The 20,674-nt window shown below is 66.3% G+C and carries 24 protein-coding genes and 1 other RNA gene; 15 read left to right on the top strand and 10 right to left on the bottom strand.

Annotated features, from left to right (window positions below):
- Positions 1–11: 11 nt before the first annotated feature.
- Positions 12–626, bottom strand: a complete 615-nt coding sequence (locus tag G015_RS0104955; RefSeq protein WP_018993662.1) for a YceI family protein — start codon at positions 624–626, stop codon at positions 12–14.
- Positions 623–1,399 (bottom strand): CDP-alcohol phosphatidyltransferase family protein, encoded by a 777-nt coding sequence (locus tag G015_RS0104950; protein WP_018138687.1) that lies wholly within the window; start codon positions 1,397–1,399, stop codon positions 623–625. The genes G015_RS0104955 and G015_RS0104950 overlap by 4 nt, the downstream gene beginning before the upstream one ends.
- Before the next feature lie 110 nt (positions 1,400–1,509).
- Here G015_RS0104950 and G015_RS0104945 point away from each other — a divergent pair, with 110 nt between their 5' ends.
- The 5 genes from G015_RS0104945 to G015_RS0104925 all read left to right on the top strand — a co-directional run bounded on the left by G015_RS0104945 (position 1,510) and on the right by G015_RS0104925 (position 5,532).
- The gene (locus G015_RS0104945; protein WP_018993661.1) at positions 1,510–2,487 is read left to right on the top strand and encodes a zinc-binding alcohol dehydrogenase; all 978 of its coding nucleotides are present in this window, start codon (positions 1,510–1,512) and stop codon (positions 2,485–2,487) included.
- Positions 2,488–2,518: 31 nt separating this feature from the next.
- Positions 2,519–2,917 carry a 6-carboxytetrahydropterin synthase gene (locus tag G015_RS0104940; RefSeq protein ID WP_018138689.1) on the top strand — a complete coding sequence of 133 codons (399 nt, stop codon included), beginning with the start codon at positions 2,519–2,521 and terminating at the stop codon, positions 2,915–2,917.
- Between the two features lie 3 nt (positions 2,918–2,920).
- On the top strand, positions 2,921–3,964 hold the full coding sequence (locus G015_RS0104935; RefSeq protein WP_018993660.1) for a glycosyltransferase family 4 protein: 1,044 nt from the start codon (positions 2,921–2,923) through the stop codon (positions 3,962–3,964).
- A 1-nt stretch (position 3,965) separates the two neighbouring features.
- Entirely contained in the window at positions 3,966–4,766 is an 801-nt protein-coding gene (locus G015_RS0104930) for a class I SAM-dependent methyltransferase (RefSeq protein ID WP_020146262.1), read from the top strand.
- Between the two features lie 523 nt (positions 4,767–5,289).
- Positions 5,290–5,532, top strand: a complete 243-nt coding sequence (locus G015_RS0104925) for a hypothetical protein (protein WP_017925927.1) — start codon at positions 5,290–5,292, stop codon at positions 5,530–5,532.
- Between the two features lie 86 nt (positions 5,533–5,618).
- Here the strand turns inward: G015_RS0104925 and G015_RS14470 are convergent, their stop codons facing one another.
- The gene (locus G015_RS14470; RefSeq protein WP_018138693.1) at positions 5,619–6,410 is read right to left on the bottom strand and encodes a hypothetical protein; all 792 of its coding nucleotides are present in this window, start codon (positions 6,408–6,410) and stop codon (positions 5,619–5,621) included.
- Here G015_RS14470 and G015_RS0104915 point away from each other — a divergent pair.
- The 7 genes from G015_RS0104915 (at position 6,409) to G015_RS0104885 (ending at position 11,871) form a co-directional block, all read left to right on the top strand.
- Positions 6,409–7,122: a hypothetical protein gene (locus G015_RS0104915; protein WP_018138694.1), complete on the top strand. Its 714-nt coding sequence runs from the start codon at positions 6,409–6,411 to the stop codon at positions 7,120–7,122. The two genes, G015_RS14470 and G015_RS0104915, sit on opposite strands and share 2 nt — an antisense overlap.
- Positions 7,123–7,336: 214 nt before the next feature.
- On the top strand, positions 7,337–8,926 hold the full coding sequence (locus G015_RS0104910) for a dynamin family protein (RefSeq protein ID WP_018993659.1): 1,590 nt from the start codon (positions 7,337–7,339) through the stop codon (positions 8,924–8,926).
- An 88-nt stretch (positions 8,927–9,014) separates the two neighbouring features.
- Positions 9,015–9,158: a hypothetical protein gene (locus G015_RS14295; RefSeq protein WP_018138696.1), complete on the top strand. Its 144-nt coding sequence runs from the start codon at positions 9,015–9,017 to the stop codon at positions 9,156–9,158.
- A gap of 116 nt (positions 9,159–9,274) precedes the next feature.
- Positions 9,275–9,745, top strand: a complete 471-nt coding sequence (locus tag G015_RS0104900) for a DsrE/DsrF/DrsH-like family protein (RefSeq protein ID WP_018138697.1) — start codon at positions 9,275–9,277, stop codon at positions 9,743–9,745.
- Positions 9,746–9,950: 205 nt separating this feature from the next.
- Positions 9,951–10,844 (top strand): aldo/keto reductase, encoded by an 894-nt coding sequence (locus tag G015_RS0104895; protein WP_018648995.1) that lies wholly within the window; start codon positions 9,951–9,953, stop codon positions 10,842–10,844.
- Between the two features lie 25 nt (positions 10,845–10,869).
- Positions 10,870–11,562: a DUF6064 family protein gene (locus G015_RS0104890; RefSeq protein ID WP_018993657.1), complete on the top strand. Its 693-nt coding sequence runs from the start codon at positions 10,870–10,872 to the stop codon at positions 11,560–11,562.
- 33 nt (positions 11,563–11,595) lie between these two features.
- Entirely contained in the window at positions 11,596–11,871 is a 276-nt protein-coding gene (locus G015_RS0104885) for a cupin domain-containing protein (RefSeq protein WP_018138700.1), read from the top strand.
- Positions 11,872–12,193: 322 nt separating this feature from the next.
- On the opposite strand, the gene G015_RS0104880 is transcribed toward G015_RS0104885, so the two are convergent.
- From G015_RS0104880 to ssrS, 4 genes are all read right to left on the bottom strand, one after another.
- Positions 12,194–12,871 carry a glutathione S-transferase family protein gene (locus G015_RS0104880; RefSeq protein WP_018993656.1) on the bottom strand — a complete coding sequence of 226 codons (678 nt, stop codon included), beginning with the start codon at positions 12,869–12,871 and terminating at the stop codon, positions 12,194–12,196.
- Between the two features lie 4 nt (positions 12,872–12,875).
- Positions 12,876–13,340, bottom strand: coding sequence for an EVE domain-containing protein (locus G015_RS0104875; protein WP_018876953.1), 465 nt, complete (start codon positions 13,338–13,340; stop codon positions 12,876–12,878).
- Between the two features lie 32 nt (positions 13,341–13,372).
- On the bottom strand, positions 13,373–14,008 hold the full coding sequence (locus tag G015_RS0104870; protein WP_038050069.1) for a 5-formyltetrahydrofolate cyclo-ligase: 636 nt from the start codon (positions 14,006–14,008) through the stop codon (positions 13,373–13,375).
- A gap of 25 nt (positions 14,009–14,033) precedes the next feature.
- A non-coding RNA gene (gene ssrS, locus G015_RS13910) (6S RNA) lies at positions 14,034–14,219 on the bottom strand.
- Between the two features lie 226 nt (positions 14,220–14,445).
- Here ssrS and G015_RS0104865 point away from each other — a divergent pair.
- Entirely contained in the window at positions 14,446–15,612 is a 1,167-nt protein-coding gene (locus tag G015_RS0104865) for an aldo/keto reductase (RefSeq protein ID WP_020146259.1), read from the top strand.
- 149 nt (positions 15,613–15,761) lie between these two features.
- Positions 15,762–17,351 (top strand): DNA mismatch repair protein MutS, encoded by a 1,590-nt coding sequence (locus G015_RS0104860; RefSeq protein ID WP_020146258.1) that lies wholly within the window; start codon positions 15,762–15,764, stop codon positions 17,349–17,351.
- 15 nt (positions 17,352–17,366) lie between these two features.
- On the opposite strand, the gene G015_RS0104855 is transcribed toward G015_RS0104860, so the two are convergent.
- Genes G015_RS0104855 through fnr form a run of 3 tightly spaced genes read right to left on the bottom strand, consistent with a single transcriptional unit; the run spans position 17,367 to position 19,193 of the window.
- Positions 17,367–17,936 carry a DUF2058 domain-containing protein gene (locus tag G015_RS0104855; protein WP_018138706.1) on the bottom strand — a complete coding sequence of 190 codons (570 nt, stop codon included), beginning with the start codon at positions 17,934–17,936 and terminating at the stop codon, positions 17,367–17,369.
- A 47-nt stretch (positions 17,937–17,983) separates the two neighbouring features.
- Positions 17,984–18,469: a TIGR02444 family protein gene (locus G015_RS0104850; protein WP_020146257.1), complete on the bottom strand. Its 486-nt coding sequence runs from the start codon at positions 18,467–18,469 to the stop codon at positions 17,984–17,986.
- Positions 18,462–19,193, bottom strand: a complete 732-nt coding sequence (gene fnr, locus G015_RS0104845; RefSeq protein ID WP_018138708.1) for a fumarate/nitrate reduction transcriptional regulator Fnr — start codon at positions 19,191–19,193, stop codon at positions 18,462–18,464. Before fnr ends, G015_RS0104850 begins: the two co-directional genes overlap by 8 nt.
- Positions 19,194–19,398: 205 nt before the next feature.
- On the opposite strand from fnr, the gene G015_RS0104840 reads away from it, so the two are divergent.
- Positions 19,399–20,637 carry a cyclopropane-fatty-acyl-phospholipid synthase family protein gene (locus tag G015_RS0104840; protein WP_018138709.1) on the top strand — a complete coding sequence of 413 codons (1,239 nt, stop codon included), beginning with the start codon at positions 19,399–19,401 and terminating at the stop codon, positions 20,635–20,637.
- Positions 20,638–20,674: the final 37 nt, after the last annotated feature.

Below are 20,674 nucleotides of genomic sequence, written 5' to 3'. Positions count from 1 at the left end.
CGGCGCCGGGCTTACTGGCGCTGGGCCTCGAATTCGATGATCAGTTCGATCTCGTCACCCACGATGTCGCGCGTCAGGCCATAGGTCATGCCGAAGTCCGAGCGGTCGAAGCTGCCGCGCATCGAGGCGCCCAGCACGTAGGGCCGTCCGAACACCCCACCGAGCGGAAACGGATAGCGACCGACCTTGTTGATCGTGACGTCCAGGGTCACCGGGCGGGTCTCGCCCAGCAGCTCCAGGTCGCCGGTCAGGCGTCCGGTGTCGTCGCCGGTGGGCTCGTACTGGGTCGCGGTGAAGCGCATCTCCGGGTATTCCGCGACGTTCAGGAAGTCGTCGCTGCGCAGGTGGTCGTCGCGTTCCTCGTGGTTGGTAAACACGCTGTCGGTCTGCACGACGAAATACCCTTCGCGCAGCTCCCGCGTCTGCGGATCGAAGGTGAATTCGCCCTCGGCCTCCAGAAACATGCCCAGAACCTTGGCGTAGCCGGCGTGATCCACCAGAAAGCCGACCGCGAAGTGTTCCGGGTCGATCTCCCAGCGATCGGCCTGGGCCAGCGCGGAAACGGGGAGGGCCAGGGCCAGCAGACCGGCCAGGAGCAGGGAGCGTGGGGTGCGGGCGTGGATCATGTCGAACCTCCGGGACGATGACGGTGTAGCCAGTGGATGTCGGTGGCGAACGAGCTGGTCAGGGCCGCAAGCCCCGCCAGGGCGACGGCGATCGCCGCCATCGGGGGCAGGCTCGGGAGCAGGGCGACCAGGAGTACGCCGGTCTGTAGTACGCAGACCGTCTGGCGCCGCCGGCTCGGGGGCAGGTCCGCGCCCAGCCAGGGCCAGATGCGCTGCGCACCCAGGAACAGATAGCGCATGGCACCGATCAGCACGACCCAGGCCCCGACCGCGGTCATCCACCAGACCAGAATCGAGAGGACGAGGATGATGGCCGCGTCCAGTTCCATGTCAAAGCGGGCGCCGAAGGCCGTGCGACTGTTTGTGCGGCGGGCAACGGCACCATCCACGCCGTCCAGGATCAGGGCCGCTCCGGCCAGGCCCAGGATCCACAGCATGACAGTGGTACCGGGGACCGCGCCCGAGGTCAGGACGAGCGCCCCTAGGGGCGTGGCGATGGCAGCACGGGCCAGCGTTACACGGTTGGCCGGGCCGGGTCCGCGGTGCGCATCGGTCAGACCGCCCTGCGGAGTGTTCAGGACCAGCATCAGCCCCAGCAGGATCCAGATCCCTGCGTGTGCGACCAGCAGGGCGGCCACGGCACCGATCTGCCAGCCCAGCAGTGCGGAGAGTACGAGCCCGCCCGCGCCGGCCAGCGCCCAGTCCCGCGCCCAGGTGCGCAGGCCCGTGCGCGCGCGTTCCGGCCAGCGGTTGGAGCTCAGCGTGGAATCCATGGCTCGAGTGTAGTCGCCTCGGGGAAACACGGTGGAAACGCCCGCGAGTTGCCGGGAATCACGACCATCGACCACACTGGCCCTATGTTTGACGATGATCGAACCGCTCCGTGAGCGCTCCCTCTGCCACCGCCTTCTGGGTCATCGGACCGGGCCAGGGCGAGCTGCGTGATGAGCCCCTGGAGGCACCCGGTGTCGACGAGGTGCGGGTGCGCAGCCGCTATTCCGCGATCAGCCGCGGGACCGAGTCTCTGGTGTTTCATGGCCGCGTCCCCCCCAGCCAGTACGCCGCGATGCGCGCGCCTTTTCAGGGGGGCGAATTCCCGGCGCCGGTCAAGTACGGCTATATCAGTGTCGGCGACGTCGTCGAGGGCCCCGGGGCGGGGCAGATGGTGTTCTGCCTGCACCCGCACCAGTCCGACTATGTTGTTCCGACCCAGGCTGTAGTGCCGGTGCCGGCGGGCGTCCCGGCCGAGCGTGCCGTGCTGGCGGCCAACATGGAGACGGCGATCAACGCGGTCTGGGACAGCGCCGCCGGCCCCGGGGATCGCATCGCCGTGATCGGCGCGGGTGTGGTGGGCCTGCTCGCCGCCTGGTTGTTGCGAAGGATTCCCGGAACCGAGGTCTCCGTGATCGACCCCAACCCTGCGCGCGAAGACATCTGTGCCGCACTGGGCCTGGCCCTTCTGACCCCGGAGCAGGCCGCCTCCTTGCAGGACCTGGACCTCGTGGTGCATGCCAGTGGAAACCCGGCTGGCCTGCGCCAGGCGCTGACCTTGGCGGGTGTCGAGGCGCGGGTGGTGGAGATGAGCTGGTACGGTGACGCAGGCGTGGATCTGCCGCTGGGGGAGGGCTTTCACGCGCGTCGCTTGACCTTGCGCAGCTCGCAGGTCGGGCGCATCCCGCCCGAGCGGTCGTCGCGCTGGGATTACCGTCGCCGGCTGGCGCTCGCACTCGCACTGCTCGATGACCCGGCACTGGACGGCCTGATTACCGGTGAGGATGCGTTTGCCAATCTCCCGGCCGTGATGCAGCGGGTGACAGGGCCAGAGGCGGACCGTACGCTGTGCCACCGAATTCGCTACTGATCCTGCTCACCCAAACGCGCAAGGAAACCGCATGTACAGCCTGAATGTCCGTGACCACTTCATGATCGCCCATAGTTTCTCCGGCGACACGTTTGGTCCGGCGCAGAACCTGCACGGCGCCACCTATGTGGTGGACGTGACCTTCCGCCGCGTGGCACTGGATGCCGATGGGCTGGTGGTGGATATCGGCCGGGCAAGCGAGGTCCTGCGGGCCATCCTGGCCGAGCTCAATTACCAGAACCTCGACGATCGTGAAGACTTCCGTGGTCAGAACACGACCACCGAATTTCTCGCTCATGCGATCCACCAGCGCGTGGCGCAGGCCATCGCCCAGGGGGAACTCGGCGAGTCGGCCCGGGGACTGGACGCCGTCGCGGTGACGCTGCACGAGTCCCATGTGGCCTGGGCGAGCTACGAGGGCGCTCCCTGAGATATGCCCGAGCTTGGTTTCGTGGTCCCGGGGGCACTGGACCAGCCCACGGGCGGGTACCGCTACGACGCGCGCATGATCTCCGGGCTGCGCGAGCAGGGCTGGCGGGTCGAGCTGCGCGAGCTGGAGGGCGAGTTCCCCGGGCCTGATGCGCGCGCGGAACGGGCCCTCGAAGAGGCCCTGGCGAGCTTTCCGGATGGCATGCGGGTGCTGGTCGACGGACTGGCCGCGGGTGCGCATCCCGCCACCTTGCGGCGTCACGCAGGGCGCCTGCGGCTCGTCTACCTGATGCATCACCCGCTGGGCCTGGAGGCGGGGCTTGCGTCTGCGCGCTCCCAGGAACTCCTCGAGTCGGAACGTGCGGCCGTGGCCCTCGCCTCGCGGGCGGTCGTGACCAGTGACTACACGCGGGCGCAGGTGGCCGACTGGGGTGTGCCGTCCGAACGCCTTTGCAGCATCCCGCCTGGCGTGGAACCGGCGCCGCTGGCCCGTGGCCCGGAGGATGAGGTGCCGGTGCTGTTGTGCGTGGCCGCCTGGGTGCCCCGCAAGGGACAGCTCGAGCTGGTGCGCGCGCTGTCCGGCCTGCGCGATCGGTCCTGGCGGGCCGAGCTGGCTGGTGCCATGGATCGCGATCCGGACTACACGGCCGCTGTGCGTGCTGCCATTGCCGAGAGTGGTCTGGATGCGCGAATCTCGGCCCCGGGAGTGCTGACACACGAGGGCTTGGCGGAGCTCTATGACCAGGCCTCGATCTTCGTGCTGCCGAGCGCCTACGAGGGTTTCGGCATGGCCTTTACCGAAGCAATGATGCGCGGCCTGCCGGTCGTTGGGACCACGGGGGGCGCCATCCCCCAGACCGTGCCGGAGACTGCGGGCCTGCTGGTGCCGCCCGGGGACGTGGAGGCCTTGCGCCGGGCACTGGGGAGTCTGCTGTGCGACGCCGAACAGCGTCGGGGCATGGGCCGCGCGGGTCGCGCGCATGCCGAGTCTCTACCGGGCTGGACGGAGGGTGCCCGTCGTCTGGCTCTGTGGCTGGAGGTGGCCTGAGATGGCCGAGCGCTTTGCCGGAGACTGGCTGGCTCTGCGCGAACCGGCGGATCATGTGGCCCGGCCGGAATCCCTGCTCGGGCCCTTAAACGACGCGCTTGCGGGGTGCAAGACACCCCTGCAGGTCTTGGATCTAGGTAGCGGGGCCGGTTCCAACCTGCGCTATCTGGCACCGCGCCTGACCGGGCCGCAGCACTGGACCCTGGTGGATCACGACGCCGACTTGCTGGCGACGATCTCAGCGCCGGACGGGGCCGTTACCGTCACCCCGCAGGTGCTCGATTTCTCGGGTGCCCCACCCCCGGTCCCGCCGGATGCAGGTTTGGTGACGGCCTCCGCCCTGCTGGATCTGGTCTCGGCGAACTGGCTCGACCGCCTGGTGATGACGCTGACCGAATGGCCGGTCCCGGCGCTGTTCGCGCTCAGCTACGATGGGCGTATCGAGTGGAGTCACCCGCATGCGGCCGACGAGCGCGTGCGTAATGCGGTGAATCGCCATCAGCGCACGGACAAGGGCTTTGGCCCGGCCCTGGGGCCCGAGGCTGCGGCTTATTGTGCTCGAGCCTTGACCGCCAACGGCCTTCGCGTGATCACCGAGACCAGTGACTGGCAGCTGGGGCAGGGCCAGGCGGCGCTTGCGGCTGCCCTGATCGGAGGCTGGGCGGAGGCGGCGGCCGAGATGGAGCCGCAGGGTCGTCCATTGTTCCAGGACTGGGCGCGTTCCCGAGTCAGGGATATCGCGGACGGGCGGGTGCATCTGAGCGTTGGGCACTGCGATATGCTGGTGTTAGGGAAACACTGATCTGCCCTCGTGTAATTGGCGGGAGTAACTGCGGCGATTGTGTTGTCACACGCCTTGAGGAGAACGTGCAGTTCGCCGGAATCCCGCATGGCGGTTGAATCTGGCGGCGCCTGGAGAAGGAGCCCAAAACATGAAACGACCACAACACTTTTTTTGGGGTTTTGCATGCGTTGCCGGCCTGCTACTGGCGGGGCCGGCGCTGGCCCAGGATGCAGATTCCGCGTCTGACAGGCCGGGTGCCATGCACGCGCCCACTATCCCCGGTCCCTATGGCTACCCGGGAATGCACGGTCAGGGTGGACATCCTGGCGGGCCGGGCATGATGCATCGAGAGGCGGTCCCGGGGCCGTATGGTCAAGGCCCCCGGGGGGCTGGCCATAGAGGCATGATGTACGGGCCCATGGGTTCGGGCCCCCATGGTTCCGGGCATGGCTACGGGCCTGGTTACGGCTATGGCTACGGGTACGGCTATGGTCCCGGTTACGGCCAGCGGCCACATCACGGTCCCTATCACGGCGGGCCGATGCAGTACGGCATGCCGTATGGCCCCGGCGGGAAGGAGCGCATGCGCGACTTTGACCCGGACTTCGATCCCGAGGACCGCGAGGCGATGCGCGAGCACATGCGCGAACGCCAGGCCGAGCACGAAAAAATGCGCGAAGCACACCGCCAGGCTGCGGAGCGCGCGCGCGAGGTCTATCGCGAGGAAATGCGCCGTCACCGCGAGGCCATGCAAGAGCAGCAAGACGACGCCAACGGATCCTGAACCCTGGCGCGACCTACGGGGGCCGGGCGTTCGTCCAGCCCCGAATTCACATAGTCAGCTCCGACGGAGGTTTCGTCATGAGCCAGTCACGCAGTCTTCTCAAGGCCGGGGTCTTTGGCGCCCTGATGGCCGTCCCCTTCGCCGTTTCCGCGCAGTACGCACCTGGCGACAACTCTGGCCTTGCGCCTTACTCCGGGCCTGCCGGTCTGGGTGAGCGCCCCGCCTTTGAGAGCGAGCGGGGCCACGGTCTGGATCAAGCCCAGGCACCTGGTGGTGGTTCGGGTGGCGACCCGGGTGGCCCGGCTGGCGGTGCCCCTCCGGGTGGCGAGCCAGGGGGTCCCCCGGGTGGAGCGCCTCCGGGCGGTACCCCGGGCGGTGCACCGCCGCCTGGGCAGGACCGAGGCGGAATGCCGGGGCAGGGCGAACCGCCGCAGCAACGAGACCCGCAGCAGCGCGATGTCGAGCCGGGCGAGCCCCCGGGCGCGCGTGATCCCCAAGGTCGTGACCCGCAGGGCGCGCCGCCAGGACAAGGGCCGCAGGGCCAGCCGCCCCAAGGGCAACCGCCTCAGGGCCAGCCTCCGCAGGGTCAGCCACCTCAGGGCCAGCCTCCGCAAGGGCAACCGCCCCAGGGCCAGCCGCCGGGTGGTCAGGGCATGCCCCCTCGTGATGCCGAGCCCCCGGGTGGGGCCAGCGGGGATGGCCCCGGCGATCCTCCCCCGACCGAGGGTGGTATGGGTGATGAACCGTCCTTTGACGACGACACTGACCTGACCCCGGAGATGAACGATTGACCGTTCCGGGCGAATAACGCGCGGTGCGGACCGGCCGCTACAGAGGATGTAGGATTGAACTGGAAGGTAAATCGAAAGGTGACGCATGGATAACGCAGACAAGCCGCGCAGCTTTATCAATCGCTACTTCATCGTGATCGTGATCGTGCTCTGGTTCATCGCCTGGTCGGCACGGGACGTGCTGGCCCCGAGCGCCGAGGCGGTCCCCGAGGACGAGACCGCCGAGCAGGCCGACGCAGTGCCCGCCGACGATGCCGATGCGCAGGACGAGGCAGCCGCGAAGGATGAAGCCACGGAGGACGATGTTCGCCCTGGCCCGGCCCGTGAACTCGATGACGAGGGGGACCCCGATCCCATGACCGGGGCTGCGCATGATCAGCCGTACGTTCAGGAGGACGCGGAGGATGAGGCGGCTGCCGACCTGGCTACCGAGCGCGAGCCCGCGTTCGAAGGTGATGCAGCGGTCGAGGTGGACGCCGAGCGTGCCGCGCAGTCTGCCCAGGCGGCTCTGCAGGCTGGGCGTGATGCCTACTGGCGTGCGGGACCGCGCGCGGCGGTAGCGGTACTGCGCGAGGGGCTGGAGGCGCTGCCTAAGGATTCGGTGCAACGTGCGGATCTGTATGGCGAGCTCGGCAACGCGTTGTTTGCCATGCGCGATTTCGGGGCCGCGATGGATGCCTGGGAAGGTGCCCTCAAGGTGCTGCCCGAGAGCGAGCGGCAGCGTATGATCGAGCGCCTCGCCCCGGTTTACGACCGTCATCATGAGGAGGGTGCGGCGCACCTGGATGAGTATCGATAGAAGAACGTGAGCCAGTAAGCGTTTCTTCGGCGTTTTCGAACCTTTGTGAGGGAAACGCTGGATCGCCAGCGTTTCCCGGGGTCGTAACCCATACCGCGGACCACACAGGCGTGGGCGCAATGGGTATGATGAATGGAGCCAATTCACATCGCGGAGGCGTCCGGGCACGGAGTAGCTGTGTCTGCCGGGTGGCCGCCGCCGCAACGGAGTCCCCATGTTTAATCGTCCTGGTCGCCGCGTGCGCAAGCAGCTCAAGCTGCTGAGCGATCGCCTCGCCGAAGAAAATCCAGTCCTCAAAGGGGTTGTCGACCCCTTCCGTGATCTGGATCGAGTCGGCTATGCCTCGGGACTGTTGAATCCTCAGGAGGATTCTTACGCCTTTACGATCTCCTGGTGGCCGATGATTGCGGTGCTCGGGACGTTCTCGTCGGGCAAGTCGACGTTCATCAACGAGTACGTCGGGACCACTGTTCAACGCAGTGGTTCGCAGGCGGTGGACGACAAGTTCACCGTCATCAGCTACGGCGGCAGCGAGCGGGTGCAGGAGCTTCCGGGGTTGGCGCTGGATGGTGATCCGCGCTTCCCGTTCTACCGCGTGTCCGACGAGATCGAGCGCATTACCGATGGTGGTGGCCGCACCGTGGACCATTTCCTGGCGATGAAGACCGCCAATTCCGAGCGCCTGCGCGGCCGAATCCTGATCGACTCGCCCGGGTTCGACGCCGACGAGCAGCGTGCGACGATCCTGCAACTGACCGACCACATCATCGATCTGTCGGACCTGGTGGTTGTCTTCTTCGATGCGCGGCACCCGGAGCCGGGCGCGATGCGCGATACGCTGGAGCACCTGGTTAATCGGGTTGCCGAGCGCAACGACTTCAACAAACTGGTGTTTGTGCTCAACCAAATCGACACCACCTGGCGCGAAGACAACCTGGAAGAGGTCGTCTCCGCCTGGCAACGTGCGGTCGTGCGCCAGGGCAATGCCACCGGGCGTTTCTACTGCATGTTCAACGAGAGCGCCGGGGTCGAGATCGGCGACGAGCAGGTGCGCGAACGCTACGAGGAAAAGTCGCAGCGTGATCGCGCGGAGATCCACGAGAAGATCCAGGAAATCAGCTCGTCACGCTCGTATCGTATCCTCGGCTCGCTGCAGGCGATCGCCGAATCCATCGAAATGGATGCGTTGCCTGCACTGCGAAGGGCACTGGAGCGGTGGCGGCGGCGGGTGTTTCAGTTCGACGCCGCCATGTTCGCGGTGATTGCCGTGATCCTGGGTGTGATCGGGTACAACACGGCGGGCGGATTCGGGCCCTGGATGGACGGTTCGGCCTGGGCGTCGATGGGCGAGCACCCGATCTGGACGTCGACCGGCATTGTTGTATTGGTCCTTGTGCTGGCTGGGCTCCACTTCTTCAACCGCCGCTGGGTCGCCCGGCGCATCGCGCGCACGCTGCCGACCGAGTCGGCCGCCGGTAACTGGCGGGCGGCTTTCGAAAAGAACACGCGCCCGTGGCGCTGGATGCTGCGTCGCGCACCGCTGGGCCTGGGACGGCGCAAAATTGGCCGCCTGCATGCGTTGCGTGATCGCGCCGAGGCCTATATCCAGCGCCTGAACAACCAGTTCGTCGATGCCCGGCCCGTATCGCGTACGGGGGGGCGGGCCTCGGCTGCCGATGTGCATCGCTCGGCAGAACAGGCACAATCGGATACTGTATCGGAGTCGACCGGTGATGCCGTACAGCAATCACCGGCCGCCGAGACGCCAGGGGACGTGACCGCGGAGCGCCCCGAAGCGCGTTAGTCAGGAACACGCCGAGCGGCGTTTCCTTGTTTAGTCCGCGATGCATGGTTTCCTCGTCGGGGGGCGAGGGCCATGACGGAGTATCACCATGACGGTTGTCGCCTGGATGCTCTTCGCGCTGGCCATGATTCTGGTCCCGATCTCGGTCTGGGGCAGTTTGGCAGCGCTCGGGGTATGTGCGGGGTGTGCATTGATCCGGGACTGGCGCAAGGCGCGCCTGGCCTCGAAATAGCCAGCCCGCACTAGATCGAAATATTGGGGTCGCACGGGGCGGCCCCGATCCACAGGGGGGTGGGGTTACGCGCAGGGGGCTGTGGCGGACCATCCTCCACCACCAAGGAGGAGTGAATGAGCGATACCAAGAAATTGGCCATCATTGCGACCAAGGGCAGTCTGGACTGGGGCTATCCCCCGTTCATTCTGGCCTCGACCGCTGCCGCGCTCGGCTATGAAGTCGAAGTGTTCTTCACCTTTTACGGGCTGCAGCTGCTGCGCAAGAAGATGGATTTGCAGGTCACGTCGCTGGGTAACCCGGGGATGCCCATGCCTATGCCCATGCCGGTCATGCTCCAGGGGCTGCCGGGCATGCAGCGCATGATGACGACGATGATGAAAAAGAAGATGAAGGCGAAAGGCGTCTCCGATCTCGAGGATTTGCGGGAACTGTGTCAGGAGGCCGAGGTGCGCATGATCGCCTGCCAGATGACGGTGGATCTGTTCGATATGGACACCAGCGAGTTCATTGACGGCATCGAGTATGCCGGCGCCGCCGCGTTCTTCGAGTTCGCCGGCGAGTCGGACATCTGTCTGTTTATCTAGGCGGATGTGAAGCCCCGGGCGGCCCGTCCGCCTGTCCCGGCCCCGCGGCATCTGCCCGGGGCCGTTTTCGTTCTGGCAGGCCAAAATACTCCCGTGCCGGAACTTCTGGCGCGTTCGGCGGGACCACGTGGGTAAGGTTCCGAAGGATAGCCGTCGCATGGCGAGAGTCCCGAATCAGCGTTCGCGCCGGTCGTTTCTGCAGTGGATGGCCGGTTCGGCCATTGCCGCCGGTACCGGCTGGCCGCTCGCAGGCGCGGCCGGCGAGGGACGCGAACCGAACAGGAAGGCGATTCCCTCCTCGGGCGAGGAGATCCCCGTGATCGGCATGGGCACCTGGATCACCTTCAACGTCGCGGATGACCCGGATGCCCTCGCGCTGCGCACCGAGATTGTCGATACCTTCTTCCGGCGCGGCGGCGGCATGATCGACTCCTCGCCGATGTACGGGCGCGCGGAGGCGGTAGTGGGGCACTGCCTGCAGGAGCTGGGCCACCCCGAAGGGCTGATTTCGGCGACCAAGATCTGGACAGGTAGCACCGGCACCGGGCGCAACCAGCATGCGAAGTCGCTGGACCTGTGGGGCGTGGATACCCTGGATGTGCAGCAGGTGCACAACCTGCAGAACTGGGAGGCGCATCTGGAGACGATGCGCGAGAAGCGCGAGGCGGGCGAGATCCGCTATATCGGGGTGACCACCTCCCACGGGCGCCGCCACAACCAGCTGGAGCGCATCCTGGAACGCGAGGACCTGGACTTCGTACAGCTGACCTACAACATCCTCGACCGCGAGGCGGAGGAACGCCTGCTGCCGCTGGCCCGAGAACGCGAGGTGGCGGTCATCGCCAATCGCCCGTTCCGCCGCAAGGAGCTGATCAAGCGCTTCGAGAGCGAACCACTGCCCGATTGGGCGGGGGAGATCGACTGCGAGAACTGGCCGCAACTCCTGCTCAAGTTCATCGTCTCGCACCCCGATGTCACCTGTGCGATCCCGGCGACCTCGGTCGTGGAGCACATGCGGGAGAATATGGGAGCCCTCTACGGCCCGATGCCGGATGACGACATGCGCCAGCGCATGATCGAATACGTCGAAGCACTTTAAGTCTCAAAGTTTACCGGGAGTGCGGATGCTGCCATTTGCCGCCGAAACCCTGCTGTCGATCTTCGGGCAATACAATCGCGCCATCTGGCCGCTGCACGGGGTCGCGGCCCTGATGGTGCTCGTCACACTGGCGCTAGCCCTTGTAGGCGGGCGCGGGGCCGGACGCGTCGTGGGCCTGCTGCTCGCTGTGATGTGGGTCTGGATCGGGGTCGTGTTCATCGGGGGTGTGCTTGCCGAATTCCATTTCTGGGCGGGCCGGCTGGCGGGCGTGTTCGTCGCGCAGGGCCTGATGCTCCTGTTCGCCCTCACGCTGCTGGGGCGCCACGGCTTTGGCTGGCCGGGTGGTGTGGCCGGCCTTGTCGCGATCGTGGTGATGGCCTATGCCATGGTCGGCCATGCCCTGCTGGAGGTCCTGCTCCTGGGGGTGTCCTGGGCCCAGGCCCAGTACGTGGGTGTCGCGCCGGGACCCACCATGCTGTTCACCCTCGGCATCCTGCTGCTGGCGCAGCCGCGCCCGTCGTTGATCCTGGCAATCATTCCCTTCCTCTGGGCCCTGGTGACCGCCTACATCGCCTGGGAGCTGGGTATCTGGCTGGAGTATCTACCGGCCGCGCTGGGACTGATCGCTTTCGTATTGTTGCTCGTTCGCCGGCTTTACCCGGGCGAGAGGGGCCTGTTTCGCTCCGATACTTTTGGCGCCCGGTCGCGGTCCCGTTAGGCTTGCCATTTCCCCCAGACAGAGGAGCCCGTCATGTCCATCGAAGTGATCCATCGGCCGGAGCAGGACCATCTGGAACGCCTCGGCGTATTCGACTGGCCGGTCTGGGAAAAGGAGGTCTCGACCTTCCCCTGGCATTACGACGAGCGCGAGGTCTGCTACATCCTGGAGGGGCAGGTGACGGTCACCCCGGACGGTGGTGGCGAGCCGGTGACGGTCGGTGAGGGCGACCTGGTGACCTTCCCCGAGGGCATGGACTGCACCTGGGAGATCCACCGCGACATCCGCAAGCACTACCGCTTCGGCTGAGTGTATCGTCGCAGGTCCGACACGGACGCTACGACGTGGTGTGTCCGGTGGAGCGTGCTTGCGCACGAATGCAGGGCCTTTTCCAAACGGCGTAGGGTGCCGTTGAGCGTAGCGAAACGCGCCATTCCCCACGCCTTGTCTGACCCCTGATGCGTTTCGCTGCGCTCAACGCATCCTACGAGTAGGCGGTTGGTCGAACAGCGTTGCGAATCAGGTCGGTCAGTGCGTCTTGCCGGCCTTTGTGGGGTTCGCCTGAATCTGGAGATGCGCCGGTGGTGAAATCAGGTTTCGTGTTCGCGGCCGAGGCCGCTCCCACAGAGCCTCAGCGGGCGAGCCACTGGGTGTCGAGGCGGGTGCTGAAGGTTTCTTCGACACGGCGCAGGTAGTAGAGCATGTCGACGGGCAGGTTGATGCCGTCGTGCATTTGCAGGGGGTAGAGGTCGGCGGCGATTACGCAGTCGGCGATGGAAGGGTGGCCGAGATAGAAGCGACTGGCCGCCAGGTGCTTCGCCAGTTCCGGCAGGCGGCTCAGTTTCGCGAGCTGGTTGTAGCCGTCGTAGCGGTCGTTGGCGAGTTCTTCCAGCGACAGGCCGAAGCGGTGCTGCACCTGGGCCTTGTAGTCGGCCAGGGCCTCGGCGCTCTCGCCGATGCCGTGGAAGCCCGGCGCCAGCGGGGCGTACAGTCGATCGAGCACGACATCGACCTTGCTGCGCCAGTCCACCAGGGCCTGCCAGGCATCCTCGGGGATTACGCCTTCCGCCAGGGGCTCGCCGGTCGGGAACAGGTGGTCGATGTCGCGCAGCGCCGTGAGCGTGTCGGTGACCAGGGTACCGTCATCCATCTGCAGGACCGGCGACTGGCGGGCCACGCCCAGCTCGAAGAAGGTCTCGTCGTCGAACCAGTCCAGCGCGACGGTTTCCAGCTCCACACCCTTGTAGCCACAGGCCAGGCGCAGGCGGTCGGCCTTTGCGTCGTGCGGGAAGTGGTAGAGCGTGGCCACGCGGCTACTTTCCGCGCTGGGCGTGGCTCAGGATGAAGTCCCACTGCTCCTGGGTGATGGGCATGACCGACAGGCGGTTGCCGCGGCGGACCAGCGGGCAGTCCTCGAGCTGCGGCTGCTGCTTTAGCCAGTCGAGGGTGATGATGTCGCCGAACTTTTCCTCGAAGGCGACGTCCACCCGCAGCCAGCGCGGGTTGTCCGGGTCGCTCTTCGGATCGTAGTGCGGGTCCTCGGGGTCGAAGGCGCAGGAGTCCGGGTAGGCCTCTTTCTCGATGCGCAGGATGCCGACGATGCCCGGTGGCTTGGCGTTGGAGTGGTAGAAGAAGGCCAGATCACCCTTCTTCATTTCGTCGCGCATCATGTTGCGCACCTGGTAGTTGCGGATGCCGTCCCAGGGCTCCACGCCCACGCGTTCCAGGTCATCGATGCTGAACTCGTCGGGCTCGGATTTCATCAGCCAGTAGGCCATGCGGGCTCCTTGTGCCGGATCGGGCGTGTGGGTCAGGTGTGCGTATTGTGCCGCGCACGGCGGGGCAGCGCATGCCACCCGGCCTCGGTGACCACGCCGTCCAGTGGGACGTCCCATGGCTGGCTGGGGAGGGCCTCGACCCCCTGCAGGGCATGGGCCACGCCGATCAGCTTGGGTCGGCGGATGCCGAAGCGGCGACGGGCGAAGTAGCGGTCGTAATAGCCCGCGCCCATGCCCATGCGGTTGCCGGCATGGTCGAAGGCGACCAGCGGCAGCAGGACCACCTGCATCTCGCGGCGCCAGATGCGCGGGGCATCGGGGCAGGGCTCGGCAATGCCGAAGCCGTTGTGGCAAAGCGGCGCGTCCGGCCCCCAGGCGTGAAAGTGCATGCGCCCGGGGCGTTTGGCATCCATCACCGGCAGGGCGATGCGGGTGCCGCGCCGGGCCAGGGACACGGTCAGGGGGGTCAGATCCACCTCGCCGCGCAGGCCGCGATAGGCACCGATGCAATGCGGTTGCCAGCGCTGGAACCAGCGCAGCAGGTGATCGCAGATCAGGGCGGAATGAATCTCGAGCCGCTCGTCGGACAGCGCGGCGCGCTCGCGGCGCAGGCGCAGTCGTAGCTGGCGCAGTTCGTCAGGCGTGAAGGAGGTCTCGTCCCTGGACATACGATCCGCAAAATAATGAGGTGGACGCGCCCCGCGGGCGCCGAAGTGACCATCGACCTTGAACCAGAGGTTCAGGTGGGAGAAGCCTCCGAATCTTAAGGCTTTCCGCTCGATGACGGACATGCGCAACGAAACGGAAGTGCTCGGTCCCGTGGTGAAGAATTAAGGCTCAAGGGTACCACCAGGCCACTTTCGCACGCCGCAGCGACGCGTCCGCCACCATTATGAACCAATCCCCCGGGGGTGTGCGCAACCATGATCACATCAGGGTTGCACGATCCACCCAGAGCGGAATCCGGCCGCTTGGGAGACTCGCCGGTTTGGATGGGTTTTAGCAATCACGCTCGGGTGACGTAGGATTCGCGTTTTCCGGATGGATGCGAGCGGGCGGTGCGCGATCGAGTACCGGCCTTCTCCGGACTGTGCAGAGGAGCTCTATGGAATCGCCGCAGAAACTGATCCCGGGATACGCCAACGCCAAGGCGACGCGCCGGTATGCGGAGCACTACATCGCCGAGGGCAAGGCCGCCGAGGGCCACTACAGCGAGTTCTCGCGCGCCAAGATGCGCCTGTCCAGCCTGGGCATTGGCACCTTCGGCGGCGCCGCCACAGCCGAGGTGGATGCCGCGATCTCCGCCATCGTCGCCCGCGGGCTGACCGAAGGCATCAATGTCGTCGACACCGGTGCCCACTACCGCTATGGTCGTTCGCTGGCGGCCGTAGGCGCAGGCGTGCGCACGGCCCTGGAGGCCGGGGTCCCGCGCGAGGCGATGTTCCTGATCTCCAAGGGCGGATTCCTGACACTGCGCGGCGGGCCGCCGGACGACATGGATGCCTGGTTCCAGCGGGAGATCGAGTCCCAGGGCATGGGTACCCGGGACGATCTCGCCAAGGGCGCGCACCTGCTGACGCCAGAGTACATCCACTATCAGATGGAGCTGTCGCGCTCGCTGATGGGGGTCGAGACGCTGGATGCCTTCGTCATTGATCAGCCCGAGGTCCATATCCACGAGATTGGCAAGGAGGCGACCAACCGCAAGCTGGAGCCGGTGTTCGAGATGCTGGAGCGGGCGGCGCGGGAAAAGAAGATCCGCGCCTACGGGATCTCCACGTTCGAGGGCTTCCGCGAGGAGACCGATGCCGCCGTGTTTCAGTCGCTGACCTCCATGCAGGGGCTGGCCGAACGTGCGGCCCAGACCGTGACCGGCGACGACCACGCCCGGCACCACTTCAAGATCGGGATGCTCCCGTTCAACCAGGTGATGCTGGAAGGCTTTACCCGCTTCAACACCGCGACCGGGCAGGGCAATGTGGCCAGCCCGTTGCAGGCCGCGCACCAGCTGGAGGTGTACATGTTCGCCTCCCACTCCATGCTGAAGGGACACCTCGCCCAGCAGTCGGTGGAGGTGGTCGAACAGCAGCTGGCGAACCTGCCCAATCCGGCGCAGCGCGCGATGCAGTTCAACCGCTCCACGCCGGGCTTGGGCACCTCCCTGGTGGGTATGAGCACGCCGGAACACCTGGACGACATGCTGGCGGTGATGCGCGAACCGCTGCTGGAGAAAAAGGCCTACCTCGGGATGTTCAAGAAGGCCGAGGAGTGAGCCGAAGCCTGGTCTCCCCCCTTGTGGGAGCCGGCTTGCCGGCGAAGCCCCGCCTGCATCCGGCTTTGGCAGGGGCTTCGCGTGCAAGCACGCTCCCACAGGGTCCCGAGCCCCGGCCATGGTAGAGAATTCATGCACAAGGGTATGTCATGCAGGTTGATCTGAAGGCCCTCGAATTCCCCGCGATCCAGCGTCTGCTGGAGCGCCTGACCGCGACGCCCTACGGCGCGGATGCCGCGCGCGGGCTGGAGCCGGCACCGAATCTGGATGCGGCGCGCGCACTGCAGACCGCGGTGACCGTTGCGCGCCAGCGTCTGGATGCCGGGACCCTGCCGCGTCTGGGGCAACTGCCGGACGTGCGCGCGGCGCTGCGCCAGGCGTCCAACCCCGGGGCTGCGCTGCCGGTGCAGGCCCTGCACAACCTCCAGACAATCATGCGTCAGGCCCGCGAGCTGGCGGATCAACTGGCGGACACCCCCGAGATCTATCCGGCGGACCTGAACAAGCTGTATCCGCCCGAGGGGCTGGAAGAGCGCCTGTCGGCGTGCCTGAACCCCGGCGGGTCGCTGCGCGAGGACGCGAGCCCCGCGCTGGTCGAGGCCTTCGAGCAGCGTGGGCGCCTGCGCGACGAGGTCGAGGCGGTGGTGAAAAAGCGCCTGGCGGCCTCCGATGTCGCGCAAAAGGGCGAGGACGCGCTGAAGGTGCAGTGGCACCAGGAACGCGCGGTGATGGTGCTGCGTGGCGAGGCGGCCAATGCGGTCAAGGGTGTGCGTCGCGGCACCGCGATGGGCGGGCGCGACCAGATCGTCGAGCCGATCGAGGCGGTGCCGCTGAACAACCAGTTGGATACGGTCAACAGCCAGATCAATACCGAGCAGCAGCGCCTGCTGCGCGAGCTGACCGACGTGGTGCGCCAGTATGGCGAGCCGCTGGAACTGATGCTGACCGCACTGACCTGGATCGACCTGGCATCCGCCGCCGCGCAGCTATCCGCACAGATGAATGCCCATGCCCCGCGGTTGGAGGCGGAGGCCGGGGTGGAACTGATCGAGGCCTACCACCCGCTGCTGCTGTTGCAGTTCGCCGAGGGCAACGGGCCGCAGCCGGTGCCGCTGTCGATCCGGCTGGATGGCGAGCAGCCCCTGTTGCTGATCACCGGGCCGAATACCGGCGGCAAGACGGTCGCGCTGAAGACGCTCGGGCTGCTGGTCACCATGGCCTGGTGCGGGCTGCATATCCCGGCCGAGCAGGACTGCCGCATCGGGCGCTTCGATCAGGTGATGGTCGATGTCGGCGACCATCAAAGCCTGTTCCACCACCTGTCCACGTTTGCCGGCCATGTGGAGGTTCTGAAGCGGATTCTTGATCACGCGGGGTCGGAGACCCTGATCCTGCTGGACGAGCTGGGTACGGGCACCGACCCCGACGAGGGCGCGGCACTGGCGATGGCGATGCTGGACGAGTTGCGTGCGCGTGGCACGCGCGGGATTGTGAATACCCACCTGGCGCCCCTGAAGGACTATGCCGCCCAGCACGCGGGCATCGTGAACGCCTCGATGCAGTTCGATGCCGAGACGCTGTCCCCGACCTACCGGCTGCTGATTGGCGAGCCGGGTGTGTCCTTTGGTCTTACGATTGCCGAGAAGAACGGGCTGCCGGCCCAGCTGGTTGCCCGTGCGCGCGAGCATTTCGCCGAACTCCCCACCGCCCAGGCCGGGGGCGATACCGGCAAGGCGTGAGCCCCGAGCGAGGCGTTACCACATGAGGTCGTCGGGGACGACGTAGTCCTTGTACGGGTCGTCGGGATCGGGCTCGGAACCGCCGCTTTCCTCGGCCGGGATAACCAGCGGCCATTCGGCATCCCGCTCGCGGATCTTGTCCGCGATGTCGCGCGGGATTACACGGAAACCCTTGCTCGGGTGCAGCTCCAGGCCGGCCAGCGCCGCGCGGCCGTCGACCAGGCGCTTGCGGGTGTCCTCGGTCACCGGCAGGTGGCGGACCTGCCCGTCGAACTGGAAGTGGTAGTCGATCGCGGCGTCGCCGGTGGGGATCGGGGCCAGGTGCTGGTTCACCAGTTCGCGAATCTGCGCCCGGCGCGCGCGGCGTTCGGCCTTTTCCTGTCGTTCCTGGTTCTTCTCCCGCGAGCGCTGGGCCTGCTCGGCTTGACGAGCCGCAGCGGCGCTAGCCTCGGCGTCGGCGGGCTTGCCCTTTTTCTTTTTCGGTTGTGTCTTCTGGGCCTTGTGCTTCTGGCTCTTGGCCTTGCGCACCTGTTTTTCGTCCACCAGCCCGGCCTTCAGGAGCTGATTGCGCAGATCGTCCGACATGCCGCTTGCCTGTAGAAAATGTGTCGGGAGGATAGCCCGAACCTCTGCTATGTGCAGCCGACGTGTGTAAGTTCGGGTAATCCGTCCAGGATCTCGGTCATGGGAAGGGTGGGAAACAGCAGGTGTAAACGCCGCGCAAGATCGGGAGTCGCAGCGGGATTGCCCAGCGCCTGCGTGCGCTGACACAGTCGCATCGCAGCCGTGCGCTCGCAAGCCAGCTCCAGCCCTTTCACGGCGTCGTACAGGGCTTGGCGTTGTCGCTCATCGGGGCTGTTGGGCTTGAGACGGCGGCGCAGGGCGCGCACGCGCGAGGTGGTTTGCTCGCGCCAGCGCGCGGCGGCCTGCATCAGCGCCTGCCAGTCGTGTGTGTGTACTCGCCGTGGGTACCACAGGGCGAACAGGGCGAGGATGGCATCGACCTCATGGGCATCCTGCCAGTGCAGCAGGCGTTTCCGTGCGGGGGCGCAGGCCCATATCCGCAGGGCGAAATCCCAGAAGCGGTCGAAGTCGTGTGGCCGGGCGGCCTCAGGCACTACTGGCGGCGGGCGTAAAAGTCACGCCGGCGGTACTGCGCAGGGTCGTCGGCTCGAGGATCTCGAGATCCCGGGTGTGCAGGTTGATTACCCCCTGGTTGCGCAGCTGTGTGAACAGGCGGCTGATGGTCTCCTGAGTCAGCCCCAGGTGGTTCGCGATGTCGGCGCGCGACATCGGGAGGTAGAAGCGCTCGGTGGACAGGCCCCGTGCACGATGCCGCTCCGACAGGGTGACGAGGAATGTGGCCAGGCGCTGCTCCGCCGTGCGCTGCCCGAGCAGGGCATGCAGGCTTTCGTCCTGAGCCAGCCCCTGGCTCATCACGTTCATCATGTGCTGGCGGAATGTCGGAAGCCTGCCGGCGAGGTCGTCCACATGGGTGTACGGGACTGCGCAGACACTGGTGGATTCGAGGGCGACCGCGCTGACCGGATGTTTTCTGGAGTGGATCGCATCCAGCCCCAGCAGATCGCCTGCGAGGGCGAAGCCGGTGATTTGCTCGGTACCGTCGTCGCCGATCAGAACGGTCTTCAACGCCCCGGTGCGTACGGCAAACAGGGTGTCGAAGCGCTCGCCCATGCCGAACAGCAAGGCCCCCTTTTCGATCGGACGGCGTTGCTGCACGATCTCGTCGAGTTGCCAGAGTTCGTTTTGTGGCAGCCCCATCGGCAGACAGAGCTGGCGCAGGGTGCAGTGTTCGCAGGCTTGGGTCGGGCGCAGTGTCATGTGCTCAGGTTAGCGGTTTTGCCATCGGTGAGGGAAGGTGTGTGAGGCCCCCGTATAGAGGTTGCCCGTATGAGGAATTCCGGTATTGTGAGTGTGGAACCTTTTGGAGTGGCAGGGATCAGCCAATTCAGAGGCTTGCGGCGGAGCGAGTGCGATATCTAGACTCTGTTTAATATAGCAGGCGATTCGCATGGGAAGGGACGCAATGATCGAACGGATGCTGAACGAATACATGCACCACGGCACGCTGATCCTGCGCGAGCCGGACGGGAGCGAGCGCCGTTTCGGGCAGGGGGCACCCGAGATCACGCTGCAGGTCCATGATCGGGCGGCCCTCAAGCGCATCGCGCGAGATCCCGGGTTTCAGCTGGGCGAAACCTATATGGACGGGCTCTGGTCGCCGGGTCCCGAGGGCATCCGGGTGTTTCTGGATGTGGCCATGCGCAACTTCGCGCCCAGATTCCAGCGTCGTGTGCACCCGCTGGTGTGCATGTTTCGCGCGGTCCTCGAGCAGGGCAACCGTATCGCGCGCAGCTACCAGAACATCTCCCATCATTACGACGTGGACGAGTGGCTGTTCCGCCGTTTTCTCGACGAAGGCATGTTCTACAGCTGTGCCTATTTCGAGCGCCCGGACATGACCCTGGAGGAGGCCCAGCAGGCCAAGTGCGCGATGCTGCGCAAGAAGCTGGTGCTGGAGCCCGGTCAGCGGGTGCTGGATATCGGCTGCGGCTGGGGTGGGCTGGCCTTTCACCTGGCCGAGAATGCCGATGTCCAGGTGGACGGAATCACCCTGTCCCGGGAGCAGCTGCGAGTGGCCCAGGCCGAGGCGAAGCGCCGCGGGCTGGACGATCGCGTGCGCTTTTTCTATCAGGACTACCGCGAACACGACGACCAGTACGACCGGATCGTCAGTGTCGGCATGTTCGAGCATGTCGGCGTGCCCAATTACGGCACGTTCTTCCAGCGGGTGAACGACCTGCTCAAGGACGATGGCGTGGCCGTCCTGCACACGATTGGCCGCCAGGGGCCTCCGGGGACCACCAACCCCTGGCTGAGCAAGTACATCTTCCCTGGCGGTTATACCCCGGCACTGTCCGAGGTGATGGAGGCGTTGGAGCCGACCCCGCTGCATACCACCGATATCGAGTTCTGGCGGCTGCACTATGCGGAGACGCTCGCCGAGTGGTATCGGCGGTTCCAGAACATCCGTGCCGAGGCAGTGGGCCACTTCGACGAGCGCTTCTGCCGCATGTGGGAGTTCTATCTGGCCAGTTGCGAGGCGACCTTCCGCTGGTGGCGCCAGGTGGTGTTCCACATCCAGGTGGCCAAACAGCAGGATGCCGTGCCGCTCACCCGCGACTATCTGTATGCCGACGAGGCGCCCAAGGTGGTTTCGACGCCGCCGGGGGAGGCGGCAGTCCGGGGTCGCAGTGCTGCGTAGGGATTGCGGACTACTTCCTGGCTCCCTGAACATTTTT

The sequence above is a fragment of the Thioalkalivibrio sp. ALJ15 genome, assembly GCF_000383695.1.
Taxonomy (GTDB): Bacteria; Pseudomonadota; Gammaproteobacteria; order Ectothiorhodospirales; family Ectothiorhodospiraceae; genus Thioalkalivibrio.
The sequence above is the reverse complement of the archived record's forward strand: the minus strand, read 5'-3'. Positions and strand labels throughout refer to the sequence as shown.

Bases quoted from the DNA above. Each gene is read 5' to 3' on its own strand.
- G015_RS0104915 (WP_018138694.1), top strand. From the start codon at position 6,409: ATGGATAACGCAGACAAGCCGCGCAGCTTTATCAATCGCTACTTCATC.
- fnr (WP_018138708.1), bottom strand. From the start codon at position 19,193: ATGACACTGCGCCCGACCCAAGCCTGCGAACACTGCACCCTGCGCCAG.
- G015_RS0104910 (WP_018993659.1), top strand. From the start codon at position 7,337: ATGTTTAATCGTCCTGGTCGCCGCGTGCGCAAGCAGCTCAAGCTGCTG.
- G015_RS14470 (WP_018138693.1), bottom strand. From the start codon at position 6,410: ATGCGTCACCTTTCGATTTACCTTCCAGTTCAATCCTACATCCTCTGT.
- G015_RS0104955 (WP_018993662.1), bottom strand. From the start codon at position 626: ATGATCCACGCCCGCACCCCACGCTCCCTGCTCCTGGCCGGTCTGCTG.
- G015_RS0104860 (WP_020146258.1), top strand. From the start codon at position 15,762: ATGCAGGTTGATCTGAAGGCCCTCGAATTCCCCGCGATCCAGCGTCTG.
- G015_RS0104875 (WP_018876953.1), bottom strand. From the start codon at position 13,340: ATGGCCTACTGGCTGATGAAATCCGAGCCCGACGAGTTCAGCATCGAT.
- G015_RS0104900 (WP_018138697.1), top strand. From the start codon at position 9,275: ATGAGCGATACCAAGAAATTGGCCATCATTGCGACCAAGGGCAGTCTG.
- G015_RS14295 (WP_018138696.1), top strand. From the start codon at position 9,015: ATGACGGTTGTCGCCTGGATGCTCTTCGCGCTGGCCATGATTCTGGTC.
- G015_RS0104925 (WP_017925927.1), top strand. From the start codon at position 5,290: ATGCAGTACGGCATGCCGTATGGCCCCGGCGGGAAGGAGCGCATGCGC.
- G015_RS0104930 (WP_020146262.1), top strand. From the start codon at position 3,966: ATGGCCGAGCGCTTTGCCGGAGACTGGCTGGCTCTGCGCGAACCGGCG.
- G015_RS0104885 (WP_018138700.1), top strand. From the start codon at position 11,596: ATGTCCATCGAAGTGATCCATCGGCCGGAGCAGGACCATCTGGAACGC.
- G015_RS0104890 (WP_018993657.1), top strand. From the start codon at position 10,870: ATGCTGCCATTTGCCGCCGAAACCCTGCTGTCGATCTTCGGGCAATAC.
- G015_RS0104950 (WP_018138687.1), bottom strand. From the start codon at position 1,399: ATGGATTCCACGCTGAGCTCCAACCGCTGGCCGGAACGCGCGCGCACG.
- G015_RS0104870 (WP_038050069.1), bottom strand. From the start codon at position 14,008: ATGTCCAGGGACGAGACCTCCTTCACGCCTGACGAACTGCGCCAGCTA.
- G015_RS0104940 (WP_018138689.1), top strand. From the start codon at position 2,519: ATGTACAGCCTGAATGTCCGTGACCACTTCATGATCGCCCATAGTTTC.
- G015_RS0104895 (WP_018648995.1), top strand. From the start codon at position 9,951: ATGGCCGGTTCGGCCATTGCCGCCGGTACCGGCTGGCCGCTCGCAGGC.
- G015_RS0104840 (WP_018138709.1), top strand. From the start codon at position 19,399: ATGATCGAACGGATGCTGAACGAATACATGCACCACGGCACGCTGATC.
- G015_RS0104935 (WP_018993660.1), top strand. From the start codon at position 2,921: ATGCCCGAGCTTGGTTTCGTGGTCCCGGGGGCACTGGACCAGCCCACG.
- G015_RS0104855 (WP_018138706.1), bottom strand. From the start codon at position 17,936: ATGTCGGACGATCTGCGCAATCAGCTCCTGAAGGCCGGGCTGGTGGAC.
- G015_RS0104865 (WP_020146259.1), top strand. From the start codon at position 14,446: ATGGAATCGCCGCAGAAACTGATCCCGGGATACGCCAACGCCAAGGCG.